This is a genomic window from Pseudomonas emilianonis (genome assembly GCF_023072625.1).
In the GTDB taxonomy this organism is placed as follows: Bacteria; Pseudomonadota; Gammaproteobacteria; order Pseudomonadales; family Pseudomonadaceae; genus Aquipseudomonas; species Aquipseudomonas paraveronii.
In genome coordinates this window covers 1-12,749 of sequence record NZ_JAKNRV010000142.1, presented here as the reverse complement: position 1 = coordinate 12,749, position 12,749 = coordinate 1, and the positions used below count along the sequence as shown (strand labels likewise).

Sequence of the window (12,749 nt, the reverse complement as noted above, 5' to 3'; positions counted from 1 at the left end):
CCTGGACGTGGGTGGCGGCCGCCGCTTGCAGCGCCTGCATCAGGCCGGGCGGCGTGAGGCGGTCGGTCAGCGGCAATTCTCCGCGGGCAAACACCAGCATGTCGCGCACCTGGTGCTCCAACTCATGCAGACGCTCCTTGAGTCGCCCGGCAAAACGCTGCTGGGTTTCGGCGGGCAATTGCTCATCAGTCAAATGACTGGCGTAGATCAACGCCGCCGACAACGGCGTGCGGATCTGATGCGCCAAAGAAGCGACCATCCTTCCCAACGACGACAAGCGTTCATGGCGCGCCAGTTGGTCTTGCAGGTGACGGGTTTCAGTCAGGTCGTTGAGCAGCACCAGTTGGCCGGGCTCGGCATCCAGGGAGCGCGTGGCGATAGACAGGCGGCGCCCATCCTTGAGCGAGATTTCATGGCCGTCATCGTCACGCGGCGCGAAGCAGCGGGTGATGACATGGCGCCATAGCTCGCCTTCCAACGGCAGCCCGAGCAGGTCGCAGGCGGCCGGGTTGGCTTCGCGCACGCGGCCCTGGTCGTCGATGACGATCACGCCGCCGGGCAACAGGTCGAGGAGATTCTGCAGACGGTTGGCCAGGCGCTCTTTCTCGGCCAGCTCTTCCATGCGCTGGGCACTGACCACTGCCAGTTCGCCCTTGAGCTCGGAGACCCGCGCTTCCAACAGGCTATAGGAGTCAGTCAGTTGGCTGGACATCTGGCTGAACAGCGAGAACGCCTGCTCAAGGCCGTGTCGGCTGAGCTGTTCGGCGGTCGGAACAGGCCCCTGGAGCTCAGGGGCCGAAGATAGTTGGGCGGCGTGGGGCATCATGCTCTCTCGCTTGGCTGACCGTCAGTTAAACGGAACGTTGCGAGGGCTGTAGCAATACCCGTGCCTAAAAAAAACTACCTATAAAACAGTGGCTTGAAAAACAGGCGTCAATCATCTGCCTGTTCATCACCCTCTCGACGACTCATCCCGTACTTGCGCATCTTCTCCACCAGGGTGGTTCGACGGATGCGCAGGCGCTCGGCCGCACGGGCGACAATGCCGTTGGCGTCGTCCAGGGCTTGCTGGATAAGCCCTTGTTCGAGGTTGCCGAGATAGTCTTTGAGGTCAAGGCCTTCCGGCGGCAGCATGGCGTTGGCACCGAAGTCCGGCGTATGGCCATTGATGGCGATCCGCTCTTCCATGTCACTGCGCAGGCTGTCCACCAGATGCTCGTCTTCTTCGTCGACGTAGCGGAATTTCTTCGGCAGCTCGACCACGCCGATCACACCGTAGGGATGCATGATCGCCATGCGCTCCACCAGGTTGGCCAGCTCGCGGACGTTGCCCGGCCAGGCGTGGCGGCACAGGGACATGATCGCCGCCGAATTGAAGCGAATCGAGCCGCGCTTTTCGTGCTCCATGCGTGAGATCAGTTCGTTCATCAGCAGCGGGATGTCTTCCACGCGCTCACGCAGCGGGGCCATCTCGATCGGGAATACGTTGAGGCGGTAGTAGAGGTCTTCGCGGAAGCTGCCGACCTCAATCATGCTTTCGAGGTTCTTGTGGGTCGCCGCAATGATGCGCACGTCGACGCTCTGGGTTTTGTTGCTGCCCACGCGCTCAAAGGTGCGCTCCTGCAGCACGCGCAGCAGCTTGACCTGCATCGGCAGCGGCATGTCGCCGATTTCGTCGAGGAACAGGGTGCCGCCGTTGGCCAGCTCGAAACGCCCGGCACGGCTGGTGATCGCCCCGGTAAAGGCGCCCTTCTCGTGGCCGAACAATTCGCTTTCCAGCAGCTCCGCCGGGATCGCCCCGCAGTTGACCGGCACAAACGGCCCGTCGCGGCGCTTGGAGTGGTAGTGCAGGTTGCGCGCGACCACTTCCTTGCCGGTGCCCGACTCGCCGAGGATCAGCACGCTGGCGTCGGTATCGGCCACTTGCTGCATCATCTGGCGCACGTGCTGAATCGCCCGGCTGGTGCCGACGAGGCTGCGGAACAAGTTGGGTTCGCGGTGGCGACCGCGCTCACGGGCCTGGTCGTACATTTCGCGATAGACCTGGGCGCGGTGCAGGGAGTCGAGCAATTTGCTGTAGCTGGGCGGCATTTCCAGGGCGGACAACACGCGGCGGCGCTGGTCTTCCGGCAGGTCGAGCGAAGAAATATCGCCCATCAGCAACACCGGAAGGAACTCATCCCAGGTTGACAGTGTCTTTAACAAGCCCAGAACTGCGCCAGGAGCGTTTACCGTCCCAATCAGCACACAAAGGATTTCACGGCTCGACGACAACGAGCTGACCGCCTGCTGCCAATCGTGGCTACCGCAGGGAAGATTTTCTTCGCCGAGAAAATTCAAAATCACCGCTAAATCGCGGCGGCGGACGCTATCGTCATCAATCAGCAGAATTTTGGTTTCACGCCACATGCAATAGCAACTTCCCTAGTAAAACGCTCCGCCCAGAGTGTGGGCTATCTAGATGCCTGTAAGACTTCTTACCTTACTAGACGTCTGAAATCTGAAAACAGCACTAGTTAAGTCAAAAATGATGGCACAGTCAAATATATGACGCGCCATTCGGATTAACTGCGCCCGGTCAACCGAACAGATGGTAAACCTTTGACGCATTTTTCGCTTGGTTGATCTGCGACATCTCTTCGAAAATCGCCTGGCGCTCGCCCATCGTTACTTCGAGCAATTGCTGGTAAACCGCCAGCAGGCTCTCCAGCTTCTCCCGCAGCGCATCTTCGTCCACCGGCGCTTCGCTGAGCACTTCATCAATGACCGCGCGGCAACCCAGGTCCAGCTCGCCGACAGCCTCCCAGTTGCGCTCGGCCAGTGCGCCGATCAGAGCTTCGCGGGTTTCATCGATGCGTTGCAGTGCGTGGCTCATGATATTTACCTCAAGGCCTCAGGCCTTATTGTGGAGCGATGGCATCCCAGCCGGTCTTTACCGTAATCAGCAGGCGAGCGACTTCGTCGATCATCTCGACATCATTCACGCGATTGGCCTCCACCAAGCGATTACTCATGTAGTCATACAGGGCATCCAACCGCTGCACGACGGCCGGGTCTTCGGCCTTTTCTGGCTCAAGCCCGTCGCGCAGGCCGGAGATGATTTCGATCGCCTTGCCGAGCATCAGGCCCTTCTGGGCGATATCACCTCGGCTCAATGCGCCCTTGGCCTGTGCCATGCGGTCCAGACCGCCTTCCATCAGCATCTGCACCAGGCGGTGCGGGCTGGCTTCGGAGACCTGAGCATGGGAACTGACCTTTTGGTACTGGCGAAGGGCTCTCATCGGGTTCATGTTGCTACCTCGTTACTGGCGACAATCTAATAGGTTTGCTTAACCAGTTTTTCGACCGCGCCGTGAAATTCTTTAATCCAGACGTCCAGCGCCAGACCACCGGCGAACCTTTAGCGGGGCGCCGAAACGCCCCTGCTATTAGCTCGACTTCGTACTGTTCAGCGAGTTGAGCGTGGTCATGATGCTGGAGCTGCTGGAGTTGATCTGCGCGATCATGGTGTCCATCGCGGTGTACTTGGCCGTCAGGGATTTCTGCAAAGCATCCATACGCCGCGTCAGGTCATCCGTCTCTTTGGTCAAGTCAGTCAACTTGTTGTTGAGATCGGTGGCACGGGTCGCCAGGGTGCCCGTGGTGCCCACGTAGCTGTTGGTCGCCTTGTTCATGCGCGTGATCAAGCCAGTGTCGCCGGTGAACAGCTTGGCGATATCGCCTGCACCCTTGACCACCGCTTTGTTCCACGCGGTGTCGTCCAGGCTCAGCAGCCCGGTTTTCTGGTCGGTGGTGATGCCCATCTGCGCCAGGCTGGTCATGGTGCCCGCACCGGAGCCGCTGGTCAGCTCGGAGCGCAGACTGTTCACCAATTGACGCATCGACGAATCACCCGTCAACGCACCGGCGGTGGTGGTGGACGCATCACCGGTGGCGGTGACTTTGGTCTGGGTATTAACAGCAGTCATCAGCGCGTTGTAGGCGGTGACAAAGGACTGCACCGAGGTTTTCAACGTGTCGGTGTTGCTCGCCACGGTGATGGTCGTCGGTTTGCCAGTGTCAACAGTGTCCAACAGATCCAAGGTCACGCCGCTGATTGCAGACGTAATCTTGTTGCTGGCGGATGACATCTGAACGTCATCGATGAAGTACTTGGCGTTGGTCGGCGCCGTGCCCTTGTCATAACCGGTGACCAGCTCCGAATTACCACTGAGGGTGATATCGGTGCCTTCGCCCATAGTGGACGAGGTCAGCACCAGGCGCGCGCCGTTGGAGTCACTCAGCACGTTGGCACTGATCCCTTGGGAAGAGAGCTGCGAATTGATCGACTCGCGCACCTGTTGCAGGGTCGCACCGCCAGGAATCACCACGTCGTAGCTTTTATCCGACTGGTTGATCGTCAGCGTCTGGTCTTCGTCGGTGCTGTTGGCCTTGCCCGTCGCGCCGTCCGTATTCACTGCCGTGGTGACTTTCGAAGCGGTCGCCAGGTTATCGACTTTCAACACGTACTTGCCGCTGGATGCGCCGTCACCCAGGGTGACCTTGGCGTTCTTCTCTTCCGACGAAGACGCCGCAAGCCCGTTGAACGCGGAGGCATTGTTCAACTTGGTGATCGCCGACTGGTAGGCTTCCAGCGCCGTCTTGACCGAACCAACCGCCGACAACTGGACAGTAGCTTTTTTTTGCTCGCTGGTGATCTGCTGCTGCTTGGGCGCTTGTTCAGCACCCACCAACGCCTTGACGATAGCCTGCGTGTCGTAGCCCGAACCTGGGCCGGAAATCGTTGAACTAGCCATTTGCCATTCTCCTTATCCTGCAGCGGCCGATTTTTTGGCGCTTGTGCGCTCTGACCGCAATCAGAAACATGTTTCGTGCCAACTCAAGCCTTGCTATTAAACAAAAGGCTGCTGGCATCGCTCAGGTTCTGCGCCAGCTTCAGCGCGGTCTCCGATGGAATTTGTCGAATCACTTCGCCACTGTCGGTGGCAATCACCTTGACCACCACTTTGCCGGTGGAGTCGTCGATGGAAAAATCCAGGTTGCGCTGGGTTGCCTGCACAAACTCTCGTATATCAGTTACCGCTTGCTCCAACGCCACGCGTTGCGGCTCCTCGGCCTTGGCCGGTTCACTGCTGGCCGCAGGCTTGGCCTGAGGCGCAGGTGCGCTGCTGGCCTGGGTACTGCCAACCGGGTAAGACGTGTTCAGCTTGATGCTCATGTCCATGTCATCACCTCAAAACTGAAAAAACGGAAGGGCACGTCGTTAAACGCACCCTCCCGTTATTTAACCGCTGGCGCTATTACTGAAGCAGCTTCAGAACAGACGATGGCAGTTGGTTGGCCTGGGACAGGATCGCAGTGGAAGCCTGTTGCAGGGTTTGTTGCTTGGTCAGCTCAGCGGCTTCAGAAGCGAAGTCAGCGTCTTCTACGCGGCCTTTGGCTGCGGTGGAGTTCTGCGAAATGCTCTGCAGGTTGGCCACGGTGCTGGCGAAGCGGTTTTGTACGGCACCCAGCTGCGAACGCTGGCTGTCGATCTGCTGCATGGCGTCGTCCAGAGCCTGGATGGCCTGCTGCGAAGAAGCGGCAGACAGGATGTTCAGATCGGAAACGCTGGTTTCCATGGTGACGGCGGTTTTGGTGCCATTACTAGCAACAGTGGTCAGACCCAGTGCCGCAAGGCCAGTACCGGCGCTGCCGTCCTTGATGGTGATGTCTTTGTCTGCGAACAGGCTCAGAGTGCCGTCAGCGTTTTTGCTGGCTTGTACACCGGTGCTGGCGCTGTTGATCGAAGCTACAACTGCGTCAGAGGTGTCGCCTTTCTTGAACTTGACTTCTACGCCGTTGACGGAAATAGAGGTATCGTCGGTCAATTTGGCTTGGGTGGTACCGGCAGATAGACCCAGTTGCGACAGTGAACCGCTATCAGTGTTAGCCAGCTTAATGTCTGCACCATTACCCGAGGTCAGCTTGAGACGACCATCGGTGAAGGTAGCGGAAGCACCATTTGCAGCACCGCCAGCAGCAGCGGTGAGTTTGGTGAGAACGGTCGACATGGCATCATCTTTTGCCCAAACTACCGCAGTACCGTTCACAGTGATCGAACCGTCAGCGGTAAGATTGCTGGTGGGAGCAATGCTAGCAGCAGCAGCGAGATTGAGGTTGGCCAAGCCATCAGTTTTGGCAGCGACGGCAGGCGGGCCAACGACAGCAGCTGCAACATCACCAGCTGCAATCGTGATCGCCTTGGTAGAGGTCAGTGTCAAAACGCCAGTAGCGTCGGCACTGGCAGTAACACCGGTGACGCCTGTCTGCTTGTTGATAGCATCAACTGCAGCAGCGCCCTTGTCAGCAGGAAGGGCAGCAACGAGATTGATCGTTGTACCATTGATTTTGATGCTATCAGTAGCCGCAGTAGTGCCGACAGCAGCAGTACCCTTAGCTGTGGCTTTATCAGTAAGTACCGAGCCAGTAGTAGTAGCGGCCAGACCGGTCAATGCCGTGCTGTTAACGGTGGCTTCGCTGTAGTTGCCTTTCAGCGCAGTAGAGCTGATGTCGGTCATACCGAACGAGATAGTCTCGTTGGCGTTTGCGCCGATCTGGAACGCTACGTTGTTGAACGAGCCGTCCAGCAGGTTACGACCACCGAAGGTAGTGGTGCTGGCGATACGGTTCAGCTCGCCCACTTTAGCGGTGAATTCTTGCTGCAGGGAAACACGGTCAGCGTCGCTTTTATCACCGTTGGCCGCTTGCAGGGCGAGTTCACGCAGACGCTGCAGGGTGTTGGTGGATTCTTGCATCGCGCCTTCAGCAGTCTGGGCGATGGAAACACCGTTGTTGGCGTTGGCGATCGCAACGTTCAGGCCTTTGACCTGGTTGTTCAGACGGTTGGCGATCTGCATGCCGGCAGCGTCGTCTTTGGCGCTGTTGATTTTCAGGCCGGAGGACAGACGGTTCATCGACTGGCTCAGAGCGTCGGAAGCTTTGTTCAGGTTCTTCTGGACACCCAAGGAAGTGATGTTGGTGTTTACTGATAATGCCATGACGAAATCCTCGTTGATTGGATACTGCGGCTTCCGGCCCTGGCAACCGCCGGGTGTGGCCTAGAGAACCTACGTAATAGTTATCGTCGTGGTAGCCAGTTGCTTGAGGTTTTTTTTGAAATTTTTTACTAGCACCGTGCCACCCCTTGTAATTCAAGGGGTTATGCAGGCAAAAAGGCCCGACTTCATTGGCTTTTCTGGCGCCAAATAAAAAACGCCGATGATCGTTCGATCATCGGCGTCTTCATGTTTGAAGCGCGTGCCGCCTATTTAAGTGTCACGGCCGATAGAGAATCGCCGAGCCCCAGGACAGGCCTACACCAAAACCGCTGATTGCCACGCGTTTCCAGGTGGAGTCCATCGCGTGCTTTTCCAGCAGCAACGGAATGCTCGATGACACGGTGTTGCCGGTCTCGACCATGTCCTTGATGAACTTGTCCACCGGCGCATCTTCAAAACGCCGCGCCACGGCGTCGACAATCGCCGCACTGCCCTGGTGAATGCAGAAGGCATCGATGTCGTCGGCCTTGAGGTCCGACTCATCGAGCAGCGCGTGCAAGTGCGCCGGCACTTTGAGCAAGGCGAAGTTGAACACCTGGCGGCCATTCATGAAGAACACGCCGTTGCTGACCTTCAAGTGCGGTGCGCCGGAGCCGTCGGTGCCGAACTTGGCTTTGCCGAGCAGCCATGGGGCATCTTCGCCCATCCAGGTCGCGGTCGCGGCATCGCCGAACAGCATGGTGGTGTTGCGGTCTTCCGGGTCGACGATCTTCGAATACGGGTCGGAGGTGATCAGCAGGCCGTTTTTCAGGCCGGCGGCTTCCATGAAGCCCTTCATCGCGTAGATGCCGTAGACGTAACCCGAGCAGCCCAAGGAAAGGTCAAAGGCGGCGACGTGAGTCGGCAGGCCCAGCTTGTCCTGGACGATGGCGGCGGTGTGGGGCAGGCCCTCTTCATCGCCGTTCTGGGTGACGACGATCAGCGCGTCGATGGACTCGCGCTTCAACTGCGGGTTGTTGGCAAACAACGCGTTGGCCGCTTCGACACACAGATCAGAGGTTTCCTGCGTGGTTTCCTTGCGCGGCAGGAATGCCGACCCGATCTTGCCAATGATGAACTCTTCATCCTTGGCGAATTTGGCACCCTGGGCGTAGTTATCGATCCCGTCGGCCGGCACGTAACTGGCGATGCTTTTTATGCCAATCATTGTGGCTTCCCAATACTAAATAGCTGGAGAACACCCCTCGGACGACGCCTGGAGTGCTGACAATAAAGGGGATAACCCCATAACAATTTCGCTGAAAGCCGCCCTGCAAAGACCCTGCGACGACTTATCCTTTTCATACGATACAGTGAAGATGCGCTTTATGACTCACAGGTCACTCAATTTTCTGTGGTTTGTGCAAAACCTTTGAACAATTGAGTGCCAAAAACGGCAACGGCCCAGCCTGTTTCCAGGGTGAGCCGCTGCGTGACCGCCAGTTGATTACATCTTATTGAACAGGCTCAACTGGGAAATTTTCACGAACGCCAGTTGCGATGCCTGCAACATGGTTTGCTGCAAGCTCAGATTGATCGCAGCATCAGCGAAGTCAACGTTACCCAACGCGTTCATGGTCGTGGAGTTTGCCAGGCTCAGGCTGGTGTTCTCCTGAGTCTGGATATCCAGACCGTTCAGACGTGCGCCAATGGAACCACGCACTTGGTCAACCTGGCTGTAGGCATTGGCCAGGTTACCGATGGAGCGAGCGACCACATCCTTGAGTTCCTTCTGCGCGGCCGGATTACCGTCCGACGGTGCTTCAAGGGTTCTGCGCAAATGGCTGAGGGTGTCGAGCACGTTTTCGTTCTTGTTGCTGGTGGCCCCGATCGTAAACTGGTCGCCATCATCTGGCGCCGGCGCGGTGGTCACGTCAAACGTCACGCCTGCGGCCGTAATCGAGGTATCACCAACGGCCAAGGTGCCGCTGGCGATGGACTTGCTGTCCGCCGTATACGGTTGTGCATAGACATCGTAGGCACCTGCCGCACCAAACTTGACGACCGCACCAGCGTTGGGAAAGGTGCTGGCGTAAGCCGTCTGGTTGGTCACCTGGCCGCCGCTCAATTGCGCCGTGGTCGGATTGCTTGGGGTACGCGAAACACTGAAGGTGTCCGGTTTGACCGACAGGCTGAACTCGCGATCCTTGACCAGCACATCCGAGGGCGCACCCGGCGCCACGCCTTTGCCCAGGTCCAAGCCGATGTCGAACTTGACCCCGCGCAAGTTGATGGTCGAAGCACCTTCCTTGGTCGAGTCAAAAGTACCGTTGCCCGGAATCTCGGAGGTGATGTCGTTACCGGCGCTGTCGCTCACGGTGTACTGGGTGCTGCTGGTGAACGTCAGCTTATATGGCTGGCCATCGGCAAAGCTGCTGTTGTAGGTGGCCCCGGAAGCAACCAGACCCGCCGACACCGTCACCTTGTTGTCATCGACCGCAGGCGGCACAAGCACGCGCGTCGACTGGGTACGACCGGTGTTCGCCGAGCTTTCGAGCATGGTTTTCGCGGTATCCCCCATCGATATCGACAGGTTTTCCGCCACTTTCAGGCTCAAGGGCGTGTCATCACCCTGGTAACTGTAGGTGCCATCGTTGTTACGCAAATAAGGCGGCGTATCGGTCTTGCTCCCGGAAAACATGTAGTTACCGTTGGCATCCTTGGTATTGAGCAGACCCAGCACTTGGTCTTCAATCGAGCCAACCTCGGCGGCAATCGATTTACGGTCGGCATCACTGATCCCGACGTTACCGGCCTTCAGCGCCAACTCACTGGCCTTTTGCAGCGCAGTGTTAATATTTTCCAGTACGCCGTCTTCAGTGTTCAGCGAATTCTTCAACGTATCGATATTTCCATTGAACTGCCCCAGCATGTCTTTCTGCTGCTGCAGCATCAACAGCCGCGCCGCAGCCACCGGATCATCCGCTGCCGTTTGCACACGCACGCCGGAGCTTGCCTGGTCCTGCGCCTTGACCACACTGGAATAGTTATCCTGGTACTTGGCGGAGCTGGTCTCAAAATATTGCTGTGTAGAAATACGCATCGTCCCAGCCTCCTTTAAATGGCATTAATCAGTGTGGTAAAGGTCTCTTGCGCAACCTTGATGATCTGCGACGACGCGGTGTAGTACTGCTGAAACCTGATCATGTCGCCGGCCTCATCATCCAGGTTAACCCCGGACACCGAGTTGCGCGCTTCCTTGTTGGCACTGAGCAACGCGCCGGTGGCCGTTGTGTCGACGCCAGCCTGGCTCGCCTTGGAACCGACCTGCGACACGAGGCGACTGTTCGCCGCGACCAGACTCACGCCCGTGTTTCCGTCCCCCATACCGACACTGGCCTTGGTCTGCAGGTCGAGCAGGGCCTGGGCGTTACGTCCGTCGGACTTACCACCACTGTTGAAGGCAAAGGTGGTGCTGTCGCCCGCAGCCGGAGAACCGTTGACTGTCGTGTCGAACTTGAAGCTCTTGCCCACGATCACAGCACCGGCGGCGTCACGCATCGGCACATCCACGGTGATCTTGTTGCCCTGCCCCGGAATGATGATGCCGGTTCCAATAGAATTGCCCTGCGCGTCATTCAGGGTATAAGGCTGAGTGCCATCGGTGGCCGCCTTACCGAAGACCATTTTCACCGGCATCGAGTTCTCGATACCTGCACGCAACTGCGCCGTGTCGGTGCCGCCATGAATATCCAGCGGCACGGTCAAGGCGGGCTGGGTAAACGTACCCGTGCCGCTGTTGGTGTTGCTGCTGGTGCCCGCCAGTGGCCCGGCAAAGGCCAGCTTGTTCGCGTCGGTGAGCGCCACGCCAATGCCGCTTGCGCCAGTGGCAGTCGGGCTGACCTTGAAACTGTCTCCCAATGCCATCGGGCCCTTGCCGTCCAGCGACAGGGTGAAACCATCGATCGGTGTCGGCGGCGTGGCGGTGAGATCGACGACCCCCATGGACTTACCATCCGAGCGCAGCACCGTCACCTTGTTGAGGTCGGCACTGTCGCTGAAGGTGACCTTGTAATCGAAGGTCGAGAGCTTGCTGCTGTCGCTGATCGACACATTCAGGTTACCTGAACCCGCACTATTCCCCGCAGCGCCCTGGCTGCGCGAAGCAACGGCGACCGCGCTGTTGACGTCATTGAACAATGACACCCCAAAGTCACCGTTCAAATCCAGGCCTTGGCCCAGTTGATTGTTGAGGGTGTCCGCAGTCGCGATGGCGATACGTCCCAGGTCATTGATGGCCGGCATCAAGGCATCACTGCGATACCGCAGCAGGCCACCGATGCTTCCGCCGCTGACCACTGAACCCAGGTCCATGGCGGTGCCGCTCACATTCAGCTGGATGGTGTACTGACTGTTATCAGTGCTACTCGGCACAGCCGAAATAGTGTTGGAAATCCCCCCCTCCACCAGCGACTGGCCGCTGCCGGTGGTCACGCTGAACTGGCCGTTCTTCTCGGTGACCGTTACCCCGATCAACTCATTCAGCGAGCGAACCGCCTCGTTGCGCGAATCCAGCAGGTTGGCCGGCGCATTACCCGACGCCCCCTGAACCTGGAAGATCTGTTTGTTGAGCGAGGCAATCGATGAGGTCAGTTGATTGACCTGATCACTCATGGTGCTCAGCTGGCTGTTGATGGTTTCTTTCTGCTGAGTCAACTGGGTAGAGATTGAATTGAAGCGATTGCTCAAGGTCTGTGCATTGCTGACCAGCAGTTGCCGGGCGGAAAGATCGTTGGGGTTGGACGATGCCGTCTGCAGGGTCGCAAAAAAGGAGCTGAGCACCGACGACAGGCCAGTGCTTTTGTCCGACAGGACCTTATCCACGGCACCGATCTGGTCCTGATAAGCCTTGGCGTCATTATTCAGCGCAGTACTGTTCTGGTAAGCCGTGTCCAGGTACTCGTTGTACACGCGCCGCACATCCGCCAGCGTGGTACCACTGCCGATGAATACGCCGCCAAACGCGTTCGAGGCGCTGGAGTTCTGAAGGGTCTGCTGACGTGAGTAGCCCGCGGTATTAACGTTGGCGATGTTGTTACTTAAGACCGACAACGATCCCTGAGCGGCGTTTAGCCCCGACATCCCGATATTGAGCAAACTCATGGTTCAGACCTTATAAATGTATGGTTGCGCCCGCGACAGCGTAGTTCTGGTAGCTGTTCATCGTTTTGGCAATCTGCGAAATCTTGCTGGCGTAATCCGGATCGGTTGCATAACCGGCTTTTTGCAACTCGCGTACAAACTGTTCCGGGTTGTCGGCTGATTTCACAACTTCTTTATAGCGATCATTGCTTTGCAACAACGTCACCAGGTCATGGAAGCTGTCCTGGTAGGAATCGTAGGAACGGAACTGCGCCGTTTCCTTGACCATCGCCCCATCGCGAAACTCGCTGGTGATCGCGCGGGCCTGGCCGCCCTGCCAGCTCTGGCCGGCCTTGATACCGAACAGGTTGTGACTGCTGCTGCCATCGCCGGCGCGCATTACCGATTTACCCCAACCGGTTTCCAGGGCGGCCTGGGCCACCAGGTACTTCGGATCGACACCGATACGCGCCGCTGCGGCCTTGGCCATCGGCAACATGGTGGCGACAAATTCATCCTGGGAGCTGAAGGCTTTCTTCGCCGGCGCCAGCGGCGGCTGAGCCACGGCGCGGCCGTAGACCTGCATGC

Annotated in this window: 11 protein-coding genes; all 11 read right to left on the bottom strand. The window is 58.2% G+C overall.

Annotated elements, in window-relative coordinates; all coding sequences use genetic code 11:
* Positions 1 to 823, bottom strand: an 823-nt coding sequence (locus tag L9Z73_RS15640) for a histidine kinase dimerization/phospho-acceptor domain-containing protein (protein WP_247402547.1), incomplete at its 3' end; no start/stop codon positions are given.
* A gap of 110 nt (positions 824 to 933) precedes the next feature.
* Positions 934 to 2,409, bottom strand: a complete 1,476-nt coding sequence (locus L9Z73_RS15635; protein WP_247402545.1) for a sigma-54 dependent transcriptional regulator — start codon at positions 2,407 to 2,409, stop codon at positions 934 to 936.
* Positions 2,410 to 2,578: 169 nt separating this feature from the next.
* Positions 2,579 to 2,875, bottom strand: a complete 297-nt coding sequence (gene fliT / locus L9Z73_RS15630) for a flagellar protein FliT (protein ID WP_198717157.1) — start codon at positions 2,873 to 2,875, stop codon at positions 2,579 to 2,581.
* Positions 2,876 to 2,900: 25 nt separating this feature from the next.
* Complete coding sequence (fliS, locus tag L9Z73_RS15625; protein WP_017845372.1) at positions 2,901 to 3,290, bottom strand: flagellar export chaperone FliS; 390 nt, start codon at positions 3,288 to 3,290, stop codon at positions 2,901 to 2,903.
* 138 nt (positions 3,291 to 3,428) lie between these two features.
* Positions 3,429 to 4,796 (bottom strand): flagellar filament capping protein FliD, encoded by a 1,368-nt coding sequence (fliD, locus tag L9Z73_RS15620; RefSeq protein ID WP_247402542.1) that lies wholly within the window; start codon positions 4,794 to 4,796, stop codon positions 3,429 to 3,431.
* An 83-nt stretch (positions 4,797 to 4,879) separates the two neighbouring features.
* Positions 4,880 to 5,224 (bottom strand): flagellar protein FlaG, encoded by a 345-nt coding sequence (locus L9Z73_RS15615; protein WP_247402540.1) that lies wholly within the window; start codon positions 5,222 to 5,224, stop codon positions 4,880 to 4,882.
* A 76-nt stretch (positions 5,225 to 5,300) separates the two neighbouring features.
* A complete protein-coding gene (locus L9Z73_RS15610; protein WP_247402537.1) occupies positions 5,301 to 7,040 on the bottom strand; it encodes a flagellin in 1,740 nt (579 codons plus the stop codon).
* Positions 7,041 to 7,317: 277 nt separating this feature from the next.
* Positions 7,318 to 8,247, bottom strand: a complete 930-nt coding sequence (locus tag L9Z73_RS15605; RefSeq protein ID WP_198717162.1) for a ketoacyl-ACP synthase III — start codon at positions 8,245 to 8,247, stop codon at positions 7,318 to 7,320.
* A 279-nt stretch (positions 8,248 to 8,526) separates the two neighbouring features.
* Positions 8,527 to 10,122, bottom strand: coding sequence for a flagellar hook-associated protein 3 (locus L9Z73_RS15600; protein ID WP_247402535.1), 1,596 nt, complete (start codon positions 10,120 to 10,122; stop codon positions 8,527 to 8,529).
* 14 nt (positions 10,123 to 10,136) lie between these two features.
* Complete coding sequence (gene flgK / locus L9Z73_RS15595; protein ID WP_247402531.1) at positions 10,137 to 12,182, bottom strand: flagellar hook-associated protein FlgK; 2,046 nt, start codon at positions 12,180 to 12,182, stop codon at positions 10,137 to 10,139.
* 10 nt (positions 12,183 to 12,192) lie between these two features.
* On the bottom strand, positions 12,193 to 12,749 hold a 557-nt coding region (gene flgJ, locus L9Z73_RS15590; RefSeq protein ID WP_247402527.1), incomplete at its 5' end, for a flagellar assembly peptidoglycan hydrolase FlgJ.

Bases quoted from the DNA above. Each gene is read 5' to 3' on its own strand.
- L9Z73_RS15635 (WP_247402545.1), bottom strand. From the start codon at position 2,409: ATGTGGCGTGAAACCAAAATTCTGCTGATTGATGACGATAGCGTCCGC.
- fliT (WP_198717157.1), bottom strand. From the start codon at position 2,875: ATGAGCCACGCACTGCAACGCATCGATGAAACCCGCGAAGCTCTGATC.
- fliS (WP_017845372.1), bottom strand. From the start codon at position 3,290: ATGAACCCGATGAGAGCCCTTCGCCAGTACCAAAAGGTCAGTTCCCAT.
- fliD (WP_247402542.1), bottom strand. From the start codon at position 4,796: ATGGCTAGTTCAACGATTTCCGGCCCAGGTTCGGGCTACGACACGCAG.
- L9Z73_RS15615 (WP_247402540.1), bottom strand. From the start codon at position 5,224: ATGGACATGAGCATCAAGCTGAACACGTCTTACCCGGTTGGCAGTACC.
- L9Z73_RS15610 (WP_247402537.1), bottom strand. From the start codon at position 7,040: ATGGCATTATCAGTAAACACCAACATCACTTCCTTGGGTGTCCAGAAG.
- L9Z73_RS15605 (WP_198717162.1), bottom strand. From the start codon at position 8,247: ATGATTGGCATAAAAAGCATCGCCAGTTACGTGCCGGCCGACGGGATC.
- L9Z73_RS15600 (WP_247402535.1), bottom strand. From the start codon at position 10,122: ATGCGTATTTCTACACAGCAATATTTTGAGACCAGCTCCGCCAAGTAC.
- flgK (WP_247402531.1), bottom strand. From the start codon at position 12,182: ATGAGTTTGCTCAATATCGGGATGTCGGGGCTAAACGCCGCTCAGGGA.